Genomic DNA, 16017 nt, shown 5'->3' with positions numbered 1-16017 from the left:
ATGATTCGTGTCGTCGCGCCCTCTTTCGACCGGAAGCTGCAGCTCATCATGCGGGTGATCGGTGCCGTTACCCACAAGCAGCTTTACGCCCGCCTGAAGGCGATCAATCCCCATACCCAGTATGTTCCGGAGCTGGCCTATAAATGGGTCAAGGCGCAGTCCTCGCCCCGCAATCACTCGGTCTATGACGACCTGGCCGCCCTGGTCGACCTGACGGATCGGGGCCAGCCGGTCGGCGGTTCCTATCTGCGGGCCTGCGACTACGCGACGTTCCGGGCGCTGATGGCGGCGCGGTATCGCGGGCAGCTTCCGGCGGACGACGGGGAGGCCGACTGCCCGACGCACAAGGCCGGCGGTCCGGCAGGCGGTGGGGGTGGTAGCGGCGCGGAACCGGAAGAGTCAGGCACCGCCGACGAGATGGCAGGGCTGTCGGATCTGCCCTCCGCGAATGCCGTTCCGCCGTATCTGGCCGGCGCCTATCTGGTGCTGTCCCGGTCCTGGTCCGCGCTTCGGCCGACCTCGCTGCTCTGCGGCGAGCTCATTGTCCGCCGGCGCCAGGACGGGCGGTGGATGGCCACGTATCTGGAGCGTCTGCCGGCCGGCGACATGCGGATGTCCGGGCAGATCCACCGGATCGGACCGAGTGTGCTGAACCTTCTGGTCGACGCGGAGGGGGACAACGCGATGCCGGTGATCCTGTCCGTTCCGCCGGCCCCTGGCGTCGTGCTGTGCGGCGTGATGAGCGGCAGCGCCCTGCAGGACATCGACATGGGACCGTCGGCCGGCCGGGTCGTCTGTCTGAAGATGACCCACCTGACGCGGCCCACGGGCGGGGATGCTGCCCCGGGCGACGACGATCCGTCGGCGGTCGGCTTCGCGGCCGGGACGACCTATCTGGCGGCCTCCCCGGCGGCGATCGCCGAGCGGCTGATGACCGTCGGCGTGGCGGCCGGGCGCGCCCGCAGGCTTGCCGCTCCGATCGGTGCGCTGCTGACCGGTAGCGCCGAGATGGGCGTGGTGAGCACGGGCAACGAGCAGATCGGCAGCCTGATCCGCGAGATCCTGCGCGACGATCACCATCCCGGGGCGGACAAGGCCAGCAACGACCGTTTCCCGTCACGGGTCTGGTAGGGACCTAGATGAGCCGGGCGGTGCGGACGAGATCAATGACAGCTCTGGCCTGAACGGCGCATCGACCCCGGATGACCTCTGCTTTGATTGAACGGATCTGATACCGTCGAATGACGGCTACGGGTCGTCTACTGCGATCTGAGCTAACGTGCTCGATACAGAGCCAAGCGCCAGCCCCACGAGCCGTTATGGGAATGAGCGCTTGTCCAAAAAAAATTATTCGATTTTTCAAACGATGCTGGCGGACGGGGTGTCTGCCAAATTGAGATCCGAGATGATCCTGACAGATCCTATAAACCCCATGAACCTGCGATTGTTACGAGCGAATCGTCCGAGGTAGTTGAACTATGTCCGACTGCATCCCACATTTTTTGTTGGTTAGAATGTGGGGTACGGCACATGTCCAAGCGGCGCGGCAAGCATCCTGACAAGGAACTGAATCCAGCTCAGATCAGGTCCCTCAAGGCTCCGGGTCGGTATCCCGACGGGAACGGGCTGTACCTCGTGGTCGATCCGTCAGGGGCAAAGCGCTGGTTGCTCCGGACCGTTGTCAATGGGAAGCGGCGCGATATGGGCCTTGGGGGTGCGTCGCTCGTTTCACTTGCCGAAGCGCGCGAACTTGCCGCTCAACATCGGCGAGCGGCACGAGACGGTCGCGACCCAATCGCGGAACGCCAGAAAGCAACGATGGTCGTTCCATCGTTCAAGGAGGCCGCCCTCAGCGTGCATGCCGAATACAAGCACTCATGGCGCAACGAAAAGCACGCCTCTCAGTGGCTCAATACCCTGGAACAGTATGCCTTTCCCATGATCGGCGACCGCGCCATCAATACCATCGAATCCCCGGACGTGATCCGCGTGCTCTCGCCCATCTGGCTTGTTAAGTCGGAGACCGCCCGCCGCGTCCGCCAACGCATCGGTACCGTGATCGACTGGGCGAAGGCAGCGGGCTTCCGGGACGGCGAAAATCCGGTGTCGGGTGCAACCAAGGGGCTCCCGAAGCAACCTGACCGCAAGCGTCACTTCAAAGCGTTGGCGTATGCGGATGTTCCGGCCTTTGTCGAGCAGCTGCGTTCCGACGGAGATCATTCAGCTTCAGCGCTAGCCTTCGAGTTCATGATCCTGACCGCAACCCGCACAAACGAGGTCCTCGGGGCAACTTGGGGGGAAATTGACCTCGACCAATCTGTGTGGGTTATCGCGGCGAGTCGCATGAAAGCAAACCGGGAGCACCGAGTGCCTCTTCCCGCTCGGTGCCTGGAAATCCTGCGAGCGGCCAAGGAACTCGGCGCCGATTCGCCATATGTCTTCCCTGGCTCAAAGCCCAAGAAGCCGCTCTCGAACATGGTGTTTCTGATGGCCCTTCGACGAATGAAGGTCGAAGCCACCGCGCACGGCTTCAGGTCGGCGTTCAGGGACTGGTCGGCTGAAAAAACCAACTTCGCCAGGGATGTCTGCGAAATGGCACTCGCGCACACGATCAACGACAAGGTCGAAGCAGCCTACCGGCGCGGTGACCTGTTCGAGAAGCGCCGTGAGTTGATGAACGCATGGGCTGGCTACCTCGGCCCAAGCGACGCTAAGGTTGTGCCGATGCGCGCGTAGTGAATGGTCCAACCGATGCTTGAGTTGCAGTCACCTTGGGTGATTGATCCGATCGGCTATCTCGTACGCGCCAAGTTCCCGCTGTTGGAGAACGCTGAGAAGGCGCAATCGGAAGGCGGGCTGGGCGCAGTAGCAGCCGAACTCGTGAGCAGAGCCGACGCGTACCGACAGGAGTTGGCTTCGGTCGGGCCTGACGAGATCGCGAGGCGCGCGAAACAGCAGCGTTCGATGGATCTTGCGATCGCTCGTCGAGATCCAGGCATTGCACGGGAAAAGCGACCGTTCCTCCGCCCGGAATCGCAGGCTGAGTTCGAATACTGGGCCAAAATGTCCTTCTGGTCGACCGACGAAGCAATCGCATTGTCCCTCGGGAGAGAGCCCGCCTTCTCGACATTACAGCATATTACCTGGGCTGGGTCAGGATCGGACTACGCTGCAGAGTTCCTTTCCCGGCGCCAGATCGTCGAGCGGGCCAAGACGATGGGCCAGCTATGGGATTCCACTATCCCAGGGGTCTTTCTTGGTTGGGCAGAACGCATGCAGTTCCCGACGCCTCCAGACCTCGTCGAGGCGGTGCGAGCACTTGGCATCCAAATCGGCGACTGGAAAGGACATTACGATCGCCAGAAGGCGGTCGCTGCAGAAGCCGAGGAAAAGCTGCTCGCCGAAAAGAAGGCGCATGTCGCAACGATTCAAGAGCACGCGGGCGTCGTCGACAAGATGGGCCGCAACCAGGACGAACTGAGCTCAGCTTTCAATAGGCTCATCGCCCAGAAGGACCAGCAGATCGAGTCGCTGCTCGAACGACTGAGGCAATTCGAGGCCGGCACCCGCCCGGAGCGCAAACCCGACTTGAGCACACCAGAATTGACGACTCGAGAGCGAGAAAGCCTGCTGAAGCTCGTGATCGGCATGGCGGTCGGTGGGTACGGGCTCGACCCGGTTGCATCGAGGAGTAACGCAACCTCCGAGATCGCCAGCGATATTCAGAGGGTCGGCCTGTCTCTCGACGAGGATACTGTCCGGAAATATCTCAGGGAAGCCCGCGCCCTCCTCCCGAGACCTGAAACCGAATAGCGCTGCCGAAACCGAATTCGGTTAATCCGAAACCGAGTTCGTCCTCATCGCTAACCGGTCTCCATAGAACCGCCTGACGTTCAATCAGATGAGGCGGTCCAATGACGGACATCAACAATCTGCCCGCGACCGGGTTTCTCCGCTTGGTTTCCATCCTGGCTCCCGGCGGGCCGATCCCTGTCAGCAAGTCGACCTGGTGGGCCGGCGTGAAGTCGGGACGATACCCGAAGCCGCTGAAGCTCGGCCCACGAATCACCGCGTGGCGGGTCGAGGACATCCGCCTGCTGATCAACCATGGAGCCGGATGAAATGACGGAGCACCGATGGCAATTGATGGACGCCGCGGCGCTCGCAGCGGCAATCGGCGGTCGGAAGGCCGGGGGTGGGTGGATCGCCCGTTGCCCTGCGCATGAAGACCGTACGCCAAGCCTATCGATCCGAGAGGCAGGTGACGGCACGGTGTTGGTTCACTGTCATGCCGGCTGCGGCCAAGCGCGCGTTGTCTCGACTCTGCGGTCGCGGGGACTTTGGCCGGAGACCTGCCACAGATTGGGCATGCGTTCGCCGCCGGTCTCTGTTCCCTCACGTCAGACGGATCCGAAGAACTCTGCTCGCGTCAAAGCCGCCTTGTCGATCTGGCGATCCTCAAAGCCATTCGAGGGATCTCTGGTCGGGGCGTACCTCGCCTCGCGCGGCCTGCATGTATCACCGATCTCTAGACTCCGATTTCACGCCAGCCTTAAGCATCCCTCGGGCAGCGCCTGGCCCGCGATGGTCGCATTGGTAACGCGCGGGCCGGATGATACGGCAATCGCGATCCATCGCACGTTCTTGGCTCGTGACGGCGTAGGCAAAGCTCCCATCGATCCACCGAAGATGATGCTCGGACCGTGTCGTGGCGGAACGGTGCGCCTCGCAGAGCTCCGCGAACCGCTGATGATCGGCGAGGGCATCGAGACCTGCTTGGCCGCAATGCAGGCGACCGGCAACGCCGCATGGGCGGCGCTCTCTACTTCCGGCCTGCGCACCCTCAATCTTCCTGACGGCGTTCAGGACATCGTCGTCCTGGCCGACGGCGACGATCCCGGTGAGGCGGCAGCACTCGACTGCGCCCGACGCTGGAAGCGGGAAGGCCGCAAGGTCCGCATCGCTCGGCCGCCCAGAGGTCAAGATTTCAACGATCTGCTCTTGGCCGGCACTCCCGGTTTCGAGGAGCGCATCTCGTGACCGCGATCGAGGGAAGGCTGGTCGCAGAGGCCATCGATGCCGCCGCGGAGGTAACTGATCCGCTCGACGGGTTGGTTGAACGGCTCGCCCATGATCCGGGCGCCGCTTTCACGCCAGAAGTCCTGGCGCGCCTCAACGAACTGAAGCGCGAGGACCGGCCGACGTTCGAAGGGTTGCGGGCTCGGCTCAAGCAGGCAGGTTGCCGCGTAACGCAACTCGACGGCGCCATCGCTGACGAGCGCGGCGGCGGACGCGGGTCGAGCCAGGCCGATACTCTGATTGGCCTCGTGGCAGAAGCGGGCCTCTTCCATGCCGCCGACGGAAAGGGCTACGCAGATCTGAATATCAACGGTCACCGTGAGACCTGGCCGATCCGCAGCAAGGGCTTCAAACACTGGCTTGCGCGCCGGTTCTTCGAGATCACCGGAGGTGCGCCGAGTTCGGAGGCCCTGCAGTCGGCACTGAACTTGGTTGAGGCCCGGGCGCATTTCGACGCACCGCAGATGGAGGTGCATGTCCGCGTCGCGGGGCATGACAACAGGCTTTACCTCGACCTTGCCGACGATGCTTGGCGCGCCGTGGAGATCGATCAGGAAGGATGGCGCGTTGTCGATGAGCCACCGGTTCGGTTCCGACGAGCCTCCGGCATGCAGCCCCTGCCGCTTCCGACGGCCGGCGGGTCGTTGGAAATGCTCCGGCCGTTCTTCAATGTCTCCAGCGACGATGACTTTGTGATCGTGGTGTCTTGGGCGCTGGCGGCGCTACGCGACCATGGCCCCTATCCGGTGCTCGTGCTGTCCGGTGAGCAGGGATCTGCCAAGTCCACCTTCTCGACCATCTTGCGGACGCTCCTCGATCCCAGTTCGGCGCCACTGCGGGCGTTGCCGCGCGAGGACCGGGACCTGTTCATCACGGCCAGCAACGGCCACATGCTGACCTTCGACAACGTCTCCGGGCTGCCCAGTTGGATCTCGGACACACTCTGTCGGCTGGCGACCGGCGGCGGTTTTTCGGTACGCCAGTTGTACTCCGACCAGGACGAGGTGCTGTTCGAGGCACAGCGTCCGATCGTGCTGAACGGCATCGAGGACATCGTGACGCGGCCCGACCTCGCGGACCGAGCCATCCTTCTTACCCTGGAGCCCATCCGGGAAGAGTGCCGCCGGACCGAAAAGGATCTCTGGGCCGCGTTCGAGAAGGCGCGCCCGCTGATCCTCGGCGCTCTCCTGGATGCCGTCTCGACTGGCCTGCGGCGCTTGCCCGAGACCCGGCTGGAAAAGCTGCCGCGCATGGCGGATTTCGCGCTGTGGGCGACGGCCTGCGAGAGCGTGATGTGGGACGATGGGACGTTCTGTCGCGCCTACGACGACAACCGTGAAGAGGCCGTGGACAGCGTCATCGAGGCCGATCAGGTGAGTTCGGCGGTTCGATCCATGATGGGGACGCGGACGGAGTGGACGGGGACGGCCTCGGATCTTCTGGGCGCCCTTTCCAGCGCGGTGAGCGAGCGGGTAGCCAAGGCGAAGACATGGCCGGAGACGCCACGGGCGCTGTCCGGGCGACTGCGTCGCGCGGCACCCTTCCTGCGCAAGGCCGGGATCGGCATCGAGTACAGCAAGGAGGGCCGCGCACGGACTCGGGTGATCCGGATTTTCCGAGAGCCGGATATCATTGGGGAATCATCGTCCCGACCGTCCGCACCGCCCGCGGAAGCATTCAGGGTCGCGTCATCCAACGGTTCCGAGGGCGCGAGGTTGCGGACGGTATCGGCCCCTGCGGACGCAAGCGAAGGGTCACGGGGCACTCCTACCGTCCGCGAGAAACCAGGGAACCCCTCGATTGCAGACGATGCGGACGGTGCGGACGCGAATTTCCGCTACCAGTCCGGCGCCTGGAAGGCCCGGGTATGAGTGCATCTGAGATCATGCGCCTGGTGCAGGCCACTGGCATCCACGTCGAGGCCGAGGGGGACGAACTGATCCTAGAGGCCGATCACGAGCCACCTGCGGCGGTGCTGGAGGCGATCAGGCGGCACAAGTCCGAGATCCTCGCCCTGCTCGCAGCAAACGACAAATGGACCGCCGGGGACTGGCAGGCGCTCTTCGCCGAGCGTGCTCGTTCCGCTCAGGCACGCGGCCGGCATTCCACCGAGGAGGCAGGGGCCTGCGCGTACGAATGTTGCGTCGTCGAATGGCTCAACCGGCATCCCGCAAGTTCCGATCCCGACCGCTGCGCGTGGTGTGGCAAGCCCGATCGGGAGAGCGTCGCGGTCGTTCCGTTCGGAGCTGAAGGGTACGGGCACACCTGGCTGCACCCCGAGTGCTGGCATGACTGGCACCGGGGCCGGCGGCAACGGGCGCAGGCATTCCTGGCGATCATGGGCGTGACTGTGCCAACAAAAGCGGCTGAACCCGCCAACTTTCCAGAAGATTTCGGGAAAATCGGGAGCGCGTGATGGGCGGCTTCGGATCCGGGCGCACCGCCGGCTTCGGGCGGGACAAGGTCGAGCACAGCCGGTCGATCGACGTGAACCGGCTGCACCGCGAAGGGTGCCTCGTGCCCGGGTGGCAGGGCGCCTGGCAATGGACCCGCGACGGCGAGCGGATCGCCTGGATCGGGATGCGTGCCGGGGCCGAACGCCTGCACCTGTCCTACCGCGTGCGTGCCCCTGGCGCCGAATGGCAGGATATCGAGGAGCCCGTCCAGATCGTCCGCGTTCCCTGCCGCTACGGCGGCACCCGGCCGTATTTCGTCTGTCCCGGCGTCGTGAATGGTGTCGTCTGCGGCCGGCGTGTTGCCAAGCTGCAAGGTGCCGGTCGGTACTTCCTGTGCCGGCACTGCTACCGCCTGGCCTATGCGAGCCAGATCGAGAGCGAATGGGACCGAGCGCTCCGGAAAGCAAACACGATCCGCACGCGTCTCGGAGGCAAGGCGGGCATGGATGGAGTTTTCGCACAGCGCCCCAAGGGCATGTGGCAACGCACCTACGATCGTCTCGTCGAGGCTGCCGTCGAGGCTGAGAGCCAAGCCAACGAGGCGTTCGAATTTCATGCCGCCCGGCTGCTGGCACGGCTCCAAGAGCCGAAGCGCAGCCGCAGTAGACCGTCACGCAACAGGAGTTTCTGGTCATGACCGACATCGACACGACTCCCGCCACGGCGAACGACGGCACCGCCCTGACCCGCTTCAACGCCGTGCGGCACGGCATCCTGTTCCGCTACACGGTTCTGCCGCGGGAGGATGCGGGCGAGTACCGCACCCTCCTGTCGGCACTCGTCGCCGAGCACGTGCCGGAAGGACCGACCGAGGAGCACCTGGTCGAGGAACTGGCCGGCATCCTCTGGCGCAAGCGCCGCCTGCGCATGGCCGAAGGGGCGGCCTATCGGCACGGGCTGGCGAAGAGCCTCGGTCGTCGGAGCGAGACGACCAGCGCCGCGCTGACGCACCTCAACAACGAGGGGCAGTCCGAGGGAGTTGCCGAGGCTGTCCGGGCAACGCCTGCCGACACCGAGGCAGAACTGGCCGACCTCCAGGACGATGAGGACATGACGCACCGCTCCCTCAAACTGCTCCGGTCACGCCGGAACGACGCATACGAGGCGGGGCTGGCCGAACTGCGGGACGACACACGGGAATGGTGGGAGGACCAGCTTGGCCGGGATACTGACGAGTTGGACGAGGGAGAGGACCCCGCCAGGCATGACGCCGAGAGCCTGGCCCGGTTCCTGGACGACGAAGTCCTGCCGTGGTTCGCGAACCGCCGGCAAGAGATCGCGAACCGATCCCTGATCCGCGAACAGGCCTTCGGCGAGGCGCTCGACCCGTTCAAGCTGGAGCGCCTTGGGCGTTACGAGGTCCATCTCGACCGGAAGCTCGAACGGACGCTGACGATGCTGGTCCGGCTCCGGGACCTGCGTCAGGGTGCTGGCCCTGGCTGATCCGTTTGGCAAATCGACGCGCCGGCTCGTGGTCCAGCATGAGCGGGCGGAGTCCGGATGCGCGAGACCGTCTGGTTGACGCCGCCGGCTCACTAAACTCAACTCTTACAACCCGGGCGCTTCGGACCGGAATTTCTACGAGAAGGTGGAGCGAGCCGACATGCGCGGCGATAGGCCCAGTGCCCGAGCCGACTGCCCGATCGCAGCGACGCAAGAACGCAGAGAAAGAACCGACTGAATGATTGCCGACCACCTGACGGGCCTGGAGCAATTCGAGGCAGGCCTCTGGAAGATCGCGGACGACCTTCGGGCCAATTCGAACCTGGCGTCGAACGAGTACTTCCTGCCGATCATGGGCCTGCTGTTCCTGCGCCAGGCGACCAACCGCTACTACGAGGCATTGGCCGCGATCGAGGCCGACAAGGCCGCTGGCAAGAGGCCCGACCGCCCATTGGTCGAGGCGGATTTCCAGCGCCGGCGAGCCTTGATGCTGCCGGAGGCCGCACGCTTCGACACCCTTCTGAGGATGCCGAAGGGGGGAAGGGTTGGCGAGGCCCTGACCGAGGCGATGAAGGCGATCGAGGACAGCTTCCTGCCGCTCAAAGGGCAGCTGCCGAAGGACTACGAGCGCTTCGACGGGGGACTTCTCGAACGCATGCTCCGCTTGTTCGACTCCGAGGCGCTTCGCACGGCATCCGGCGACGTCTTCGGTCGAATCTACGAGTATTTCCTGGCGGAATTCTCCAAGCAGGGTGCTCACGACAATGGGGAATTCTTCACGCCGCCGTCGATCGTGCAGACCATCGTCAACGTGATCGAGCCCGACCACGGCATCGTCTTCGACCCGGCCTGCGGTTCCGGCGGCATGTTCGTCCAGTCGAGCCATTTCATCGAGGACGCCGGCCAGGACACGATGAGGCGCGTCACCTTCTACGGTCACGAGAAGAACGAGACGACCGCCAAGCTGGCGCAGATCAACCTCGCCGTTCACGGCCTGCAGGGCACGATCCAAGCCGGGAATGAGGCCATCACCTACTACAAGGATCCGCACGAACTGGTCGGCAAGTGCGACTTCGTGATGGCCAATCCGCCCTTCAACGTGGACGAAGTCGACGCGGGCCTGGCGGAGAAGGACAGGAAGCGCCTGCCATTCGGCCTGCCCAGCGTGAACAAGGCCAAGAAGGTCTCCAACGCCAACTATCTGTGGCTTTCCTATTTCTACAGCTATCTGAATGAGAACGGTCGCGCCGGTGTCGTCATGTCTTCGCAGGCCTCCAGCGCCGGGCGCGACGAGGCGATTGTCCGCCAGAAGCTGATCGAGACCGGCGCCGTGGACGTGATGATCGATATCCGCGGCAACTTCTTCTACACCCGCACCGTTCCCTGCCAGCTCTGGTTCTACGACCGGGCGAAGGAGCGCGACCCCGCGCGTGCCGAGCACGTGCTGATGCTCGACGCGCGCAACATCTACCGCAAGGTCACGCGCGCCATCTACGATTTCAGCCCCGAGCAGCAGAAGAACATCGCCGCCATCGTCTGGCTCTATCGCGGGCAGTCGGATCGGTTCCTCGAACTGGTCGAGAGCTACCTTGCTAGGGCTGTTGCCGAAGGCGAAGCGGCGGCCGGGCCGCTGGCGGCGTTCGAGAACGAACTCGGCAAGCTGATCGATCTTGCCGAACCCTTCGCGACCGAGACACGCGACCCGGATCCGCTGGCGGATATCTGGGACGAACTGAAATCGGCACAGGCTACGGTCAGTGCCGACATCGAGGCTTTCAACGCGGAGGTCGCGGCACGGGCAGCAGCCTGGCCCGGCGCGGCGCGGGACAATCCCGGGCTGAACGCGGCTCGGGAGGGCTTGCATTCGATCGCCGAGCGCTGCCGGGATCTCACCAAGCAGATCGATTTGGCGGCGAAACTGGCGGGACGGATCGTCGACGTCGCGGTGAAGGAACTCGAGGCACGGGAATCGGTGCTCTGGGCCAACGCCGAGGTCAACCGGGCGCGCCGTGCACTGGAGGGAGCGCGGGCGGACGCTGTGGAGGCACTGAGGGCACCGCGGTATTTCGTTAAGCAGGCCGACTGGCTGCAGGAACGATTCCCCGATGCCGAACTGCGCGATGTCGAGGGGCTGGTGAAGCGGGTCAGCAGGGCGGAAATCACCGCCCACGACTGGAGCCTGACGCCCGGCCGCTATGTCGGCGTGGCGCCCGAGGAGGTGGACGAGGATTTCGACTTCGAGGAAACTCTGCGATCCATCCACATCGACCTGAAGGGGCTGAACGAGGAGGCGGAGGCCTTGGCGGCGCAGATCGCCCGGAACTTCGAGGAGTTGGGGGTGTGAGTTGGCCGCAGCGCCCGCTTGAAGAGGTCGCCGACTTCTGTTTGGGCAAAATGCTCGACCAGAAGAAGAACCGTGGCGAACTGATGCCCTATCTGGCGAACGTCAATGTCCGCTGGGGCGAGTTCGACTTTGAAAACCTGCGGGAAATGAAGTTCGAGCAGGGTGAGCTTGAGCGTTACGGTCTCAAGCCCGGTGATATCGTGATGTGCGAAGGGGGCGAACCGGGGCGGTGCGCGATCTGGAAAGATCAGGTGCCGGGGATGATGCTCCAGAAGGCTCTGCATCGCATCCGCCCGCATGAATGCCTCGATAGCCGCTTTCTCTACTACAGCTTCCTTAAGAAGGGTAAGAACAACGAGCTTTCGGGCTATTTCACTGGCTCGACCATCAAACACCTGCCGCGCGAAAAGCTGGCTCTGGTGAAGGTCGAAATTCCGCCGCTCGTTGCTCAACAGAAGATCGCCGACATCCTATCCGCCTACGACAACCTCATCGAGACCAACCGGCGGCGGATTGCGCTGTTGGAGGAGGCGGCTCGGCTGCTCTACCGCGAGTGGTTCGTCCACTTCCGCTTCCCCGGCCACGAACACGCCCCCCTCACCGACGGCCTTCCCGAGGGCTGGGAGCGGCGGAAGCTCGGCGAAGTTTCCGATGTCCGTCTCGGAAAGATGCTCGATGAAAAGAAGAATCGCGGCGAACTGAGACCCTACCTCGCGAACGTCAACGTTCGATGGGGCAAGTTTGACTTACACGATCTGCGCGAGATGCGTTTTGGACCCCATGAGGTCGAGAAATACGGGCTTATGCCCGGTGATATCGTTATGTGCGAAGGGGGGGAACCGGGACGCTGCGCGATTTGGAAAGACCAAGTGCCCGGAATGATGCTCCAAAAGGCCCTACATCGTATTCGGCCTTGCCAAGGACTCGATCATCATTTCCTCTATCACTGCCTGTTGTTCATGGCGAAGTCGGGGAGGCTGGCGGGATTGTTCACCGGTGCAACCATCAAGCACCTACCGCGCGAAAAGCTTGTAACGGTCGCCATTGTGATTCCACCGAAACGGATTGTTCGGGAATTCGCAGATCAGGCGGCTCCTATAGACGCACAAATTGGCACGCTAGAAGCGGCCAATCGGCGGGCAGCTGAGGCCCGCGACCTCCTTCTGCCGCGCCTGATGAACGGGGAGATCGCGGTGTGAGCCCGGCCCGCGTCCAGGAGCAGGAGCGGCCCCCGTGGCGGTGACGGGCATCAACAGCGAGGACAGGCTGGTCCAGGAGACCTTCGCCGACCATCTCGAACGGACGCTCGGCTGGAACAGCGTCTATGCCTTCAACCATGAGACCTTTGGCCCGGACGGCACGCTCGGTCGCAACGACACCAAGGAAGCCGTGCTGACCCGCGACCTGCGCGCGGCACTCGCCCGTCTCAACCCCGACCTGCCCGAGACCGCGATCGAGGAGGCCGTCCGCGCGCTGACCGTCTATGACGTCAGCCGGTCGATGGTGCAGCACAACCGCGATTTCTACCGCCTGATCCGCGGCGGTGTCCCCGTCACCTACCGGGACGAGCAGGGCCGCCAGAAATCCGCCCGCGCCCGGGTGATCGACTTCGATACGCCTGCCAACAACCGATTCCTCGCCGTGCGCGAGCTGAAGCTGACCGGCATCCGCACTCCGAACTACAACCGCCGCGCCGATCTGGTCTGCTTCGTCAACGGCCTGCCGCTGGTCTTCATCGAGCTGAAGGCGGTCTACAAGAACATCCGCACCGGCTTCGACGGCAACCTCTCCGACTACATGGACGAGAACGTCGTCGCGCACGCCTTCCACCACAACGCCTTCCTGATCGTCTCGAATGGCGACCGCGCCCGCTATGGCTCGATCACCAGCAACTGGGAGCACTTCAACGAGTGGAAGCGGCTCGACGAGGCCGACAAGGGCAGTGTCGACGCCGAGCGGTTGCTGAACGGCATGCTGGCGCATGACCGGCTGCTCGACATCGTCGAGAACTTCATCCTGTTCGACGAGAGCAAGCCGGGCGCCACGCGCAAGGTGATCGCCCGCAATCACCAACTGATCGGCGTAAACCGCGCGGTGGCGTCGGTCGCGCACCAGGAGGAACTGAAGCGCGAGTTCCCACCGGACAAGCGGCTCCGGTACCGTGTCGTGGAGTTGCCGCTGGAGAAACGGGCCATCGCCGACCGGAAGCGCCTCGAGAGATCAACACAGGTCGGCTTCGGTGAGGCGGCGCTGCCGTCCTTCATCCCCGAAGGCCCGGTCGACATCGTCGAGCGCGCCCATCCGGACCTCGGCAGGCTGGGGGTGTTCTGGCACACCCAGGGCAGCGGAAAGTCCTACTCCATGGCGTTCTTCGCCGAGAAGGTGCGCCGAAAAGTGCCCGGCAACTTCACCTTCCTGCTGATGACCGACCGCCTGGATCTCGACAGCCAGATCTACAAGACCTTCGTCGGCTGCGGGGTCGTCGGCGGCGAGACGGCGCGCGCAGCAACGGGGAAGGACCTGGAGCGGCAGCTCAAGGAGAACCATCCCTACATCTTCAGCCTGATCCATCGCTTCAATCAGGATGTGAACCCGAAAGAGCCGTACAGCGAACGCGACGATATCATCGTCATCTCCGACGAAGCGCACCGCACGCAGGCGGGCCGGCTGGCGCGCAACATGCGTATCGCCTTGCCGAATGCCGCCTTCATCGGGTTCACGGGAACGCCGCTGTTCAAGCAGGACGAAGTCACCAAGCGCATCTTCGGCGATTACGTCTCGCGCTACGACTTCAAGCGATCGGAGGAGGATGGCGCCACCGTCAAACTGGTCTACGAGAACCGGGGCGAGAAGCTGGGCGTCGCCAGGACCGACCTGAACGACCGGATCGCGGCGAAGGTCGAGGAGGCGGAACTCGATCCCGATCAGGCGGCGCTGCTCGATAAGCTGCTCGGCAAGGACTACGAGGTCATCACTGCCGACGAACGGCTCGACAAGATCGCTGCCGATTTCGTGGAGCATTGCGCCATCCGGTGGGAGTCGGGAAAGTCGATGCTGGTCTGCATCGACAAGATCACCTGCGCCCGCATGCTTCAGCGGATCCTGCCGCGCTGGAGGGCAAAGGCGGCCGACGTGCATGCGGCGGCCGAAGCCAGGCGGACCGAGGCTCTATCCGCTGTCGACGATGCACATCGGGCGGCGCTCCTGGAAGAATGCGCATCCCTAGAGGCCCAGGCCGACTGGCTCGACGAGACCATCGTCGAGATCATCATCAGCGAGGCCCAGAACGAGGGCGCGGACTTCAAGAAATGGGGCTTCGATATCGTCCCGCATCGCGCCGTGATGAAGCGGGGCTTCGAGACCGGCGACCACGAGCGCGTCGACGTCGAATCGGCCTTCAAAGACCCCAAGCATCCGTTCCGGGTCGCCATCGTCTGTGCCATGTGGCTGACCGGGTTCGACGTGGAGTGCCTGTCGACGCTCTACATCGACAAGCCGATGAAGGCGCACACGTTGATGCAGGCGATCGCGCGCGCGAACCGCGTCTACCCGGGCAAGGATTTCGGCCTGATCGTCGACTACAACGGCATGCTGGCGAGCTTGCGTGCAGCGCTGGCGCAGTATGCGCTGGGGGACGACGGCACGGGCGGCGAGGAGATCGTCGCGCCGATCGAGGAACGGGTACAGGCACTGATCGAGGCCATCGAAGCGACGGAAGCGCATCTGCACGGTCTCGGCTTCGACCCCGCGGCGCTGATCGGCTCCAAGGGCTTCGCGCGCATCAAGGGCCTCGCCGATGCCGTGGAAGCCGTCTACACGACCGACGAGACGAAGCGCCGCTTCGAGATCCTGGCACGGCAGATCTTCATCCGCTTCAGGGCCCTGCTGACCGAGCCGAGTGCCTGGGCCTTCGCGGAGCGGCATGACAACGTCGAGGCGATCTATAAGAAGCTGACCGAACGGCGCGACACCGCGGATGTGACCGACCTGTTGAAGGAGCTGCATCGGATCGTGAACGAGGCGATCCGCACGCAGGCGCCCGGAGAAGACCAGGCCGAGAGACTCACATTCGACCTGAGCCAGATCGACCTGGAACGGCTGCGCGCCGAGTTCGCAAGGCGAGTCAGGCGCCCCGCCACAGTGCTTCAGGACATCCGCGACATCGTGGAACGGAAGTTGGCGGAGATGCTCGCCCGCAACCCCGGGCGCATGGACTACCAGCGCAGATACGAGGAGATCATCGCCGACTACAACCGCGAGAAGGACCGCACGACGATCGAGGAGACGTTCCGGCGTGTCGCCGATCTAGTGGAGGGCATGGACGAGGAACTTCAGCGGGCAACCCGCGAAGGGCTGGCCGAGGATGAACTCGCAGTGTTCGACCTGCTCCTGAAGGACGGCCTGGACAAGAAGTCCCGCGAGCGGGTGAAACAGGCCAGCCGGGAGCTGCTCGCGTCGATCAAGGCCCGGCTCGCAGAGCTCGATCACTTCTGGGAGAAGGAGCAGACCAAGGCGGACGTCGAGGTGTTCATCCTCGATGAGGTCTACTCGAACCTACCGACACCGCCGTTCACGGCCGACGAGAAAAAGGCGGTGGCTGAGAGCGTGTACAGACACGTATGGCAGCAGGCGGTCAGTGGGGAGTTCGCGAGGGCCGCGTGAGCGACCTGCTTCCAGACTCGGGTCTTGAGGTAA

12 protein-coding genes are annotated in these 16017 nt (G+C 64.0%); all 12 read left to right on the top strand.

Annotated elements, in window-relative coordinates; translation table 11 throughout:
* The 12 genes from BLS34_RS01825 (at position 1) to BLS34_RS01770 (ending at position 15984) form a co-directional block, all read left to right on the top strand.
* Positions 1 to 1131 carry a hypothetical protein gene (locus BLS34_RS01825; RefSeq protein WP_175474063.1) on the top strand — a complete coding sequence of 377 codons (1131 nt, stop codon included), beginning with the start codon at positions 1 to 3 and terminating at the stop codon, positions 1129 to 1131.
* A gap of 399 nt (positions 1132 to 1530) precedes the next feature.
* The gene (locus BLS34_RS01820; protein ID WP_093147708.1) at positions 1531 to 2736 is read left to right on the top strand and encodes a tyrosine-type recombinase/integrase; all 1206 of its coding nucleotides are present in this window, start codon (positions 1531 to 1533) and stop codon (positions 2734 to 2736) included.
* A 15-nt stretch (positions 2737 to 2751) separates the two neighbouring features.
* On the top strand, positions 2752 to 3813 hold the full coding sequence (locus tag BLS34_RS01815) for a hypothetical protein (protein WP_139189052.1): 1062 nt from the start codon (positions 2752 to 2754) through the stop codon (positions 3811 to 3813).
* 101 nt (positions 3814 to 3914) lie between these two features.
* Positions 3915 to 4121 carry a helix-turn-helix transcriptional regulator gene (locus BLS34_RS01810; protein WP_093147704.1) on the top strand — a complete coding sequence of 69 codons (207 nt, stop codon included), beginning with the start codon at positions 3915 to 3917 and terminating at the stop codon, positions 4119 to 4121.
* A gap of 247 nt (positions 4122 to 4368) precedes the next feature.
* Entirely contained in the window at positions 4369 to 5040 is a 672-nt protein-coding gene (locus BLS34_RS01805; RefSeq protein WP_245701902.1) for a DUF7146 domain-containing protein, read from the top strand.
* Entirely contained in the window at positions 5037 to 6950 is a 1914-nt protein-coding gene (locus BLS34_RS01800) for a hypothetical protein (RefSeq protein ID WP_175474062.1), read from the top strand. The genes BLS34_RS01805 and BLS34_RS01800 overlap by 4 nt, the downstream gene beginning before the upstream one ends.
* The gene (locus BLS34_RS01795) at positions 6947 to 7495 is read left to right on the top strand and encodes a hypothetical protein (RefSeq protein WP_093147703.1); all 549 of its coding nucleotides are present in this window, start codon (positions 6947 to 6949) and stop codon (positions 7493 to 7495) included. The genes BLS34_RS01800 and BLS34_RS01795 overlap by 4 nt, the downstream gene beginning before the upstream one ends.
* Positions 7495 to 8172: a hypothetical protein gene (locus BLS34_RS01790; RefSeq protein WP_175474061.1), complete on the top strand. Its 678-nt coding sequence runs from the start codon at positions 7495 to 7497 to the stop codon at positions 8170 to 8172. Before BLS34_RS01795 ends, BLS34_RS01790 begins: the two co-directional genes overlap by 1 nt.
* The gene (locus BLS34_RS01785; RefSeq protein WP_093147700.1) at positions 8169 to 8978 is read left to right on the top strand and encodes a hypothetical protein; all 810 of its coding nucleotides are present in this window, start codon (positions 8169 to 8171) and stop codon (positions 8976 to 8978) included. The genes BLS34_RS01790 and BLS34_RS01785 overlap by 4 nt, the downstream gene beginning before the upstream one ends.
* A gap of 238 nt (positions 8979 to 9216) precedes the next feature.
* Positions 9217 to 11322: a class I SAM-dependent DNA methyltransferase gene (locus tag BLS34_RS01780; RefSeq protein WP_093147699.1), complete on the top strand. Its 2106-nt coding sequence runs from the start codon at positions 9217 to 9219 to the stop codon at positions 11320 to 11322.
* A complete protein-coding gene (locus BLS34_RS01775; RefSeq protein ID WP_093147697.1) occupies positions 11319 to 12521 on the top strand; it encodes a restriction endonuclease subunit S in 1203 nt (400 codons plus the stop codon). Before BLS34_RS01780 ends, BLS34_RS01775 begins: the two co-directional genes overlap by 4 nt.
* Before the next feature lie 34 nt (positions 12522 to 12555).
* On the top strand, positions 12556 to 15984 hold the full coding sequence (locus BLS34_RS01770; protein ID WP_093147695.1) for a type I restriction endonuclease subunit R: 3429 nt from the start codon (positions 12556 to 12558) through the stop codon (positions 15982 to 15984).
* The last annotated feature ends 33 nt before the right edge of the window (positions 15985 to 16017 follow it).

Source organism: Thalassobaculum litoreum DSM 18839 (genome assembly GCF_900102465.1).
Lineage (GTDB): Bacteria > Pseudomonadota > Alphaproteobacteria > Thalassobaculales > Thalassobaculaceae > Thalassobaculum > Thalassobaculum litoreum.
Note: the sequence above shows the minus strand (reverse complement) of the source record. Positions and strands in the feature narration are given on the sequence as shown.

Bases quoted from the DNA above. Each gene is read 5' to 3' on its own strand.
- BLS34_RS01790 (WP_175474061.1), top strand. From the start codon at position 7,495: ATGGGCGGCTTCGGATCCGGGCGCACCGCCGGCTTCGGGCGGGACAAG.
- BLS34_RS01820 (WP_093147708.1), top strand. From the start codon at position 1,531: ATGTCCAAGCGGCGCGGCAAGCATCCTGACAAGGAACTGAATCCAGCT.
- BLS34_RS01815 (WP_139189052.1), top strand. From the start codon at position 2,752: ATGCTTGAGTTGCAGTCACCTTGGGTGATTGATCCGATCGGCTATCTC.
- BLS34_RS01780 (WP_093147699.1), top strand. From the start codon at position 9,217: ATGATTGCCGACCACCTGACGGGCCTGGAGCAATTCGAGGCAGGCCTC.
- BLS34_RS01825 (WP_175474063.1), top strand. From the start codon at position 1: ATGATTCGTGTCGTCGCGCCCTCTTTCGACCGGAAGCTGCAGCTCATC.
- BLS34_RS01810 (WP_093147704.1), top strand. From the start codon at position 3,915: ATGACGGACATCAACAATCTGCCCGCGACCGGGTTTCTCCGCTTGGTT.
- BLS34_RS01805 (WP_245701902.1), top strand. From the start codon at position 4,369: ATGCGTTCGCCGCCGGTCTCTGTTCCCTCACGTCAGACGGATCCGAAG.
- BLS34_RS01795 (WP_093147703.1), top strand. From the start codon at position 6,947: ATGAGTGCATCTGAGATCATGCGCCTGGTGCAGGCCACTGGCATCCAC.
- BLS34_RS01785 (WP_093147700.1), top strand. From the start codon at position 8,169: ATGACCGACATCGACACGACTCCCGCCACGGCGAACGACGGCACCGCC.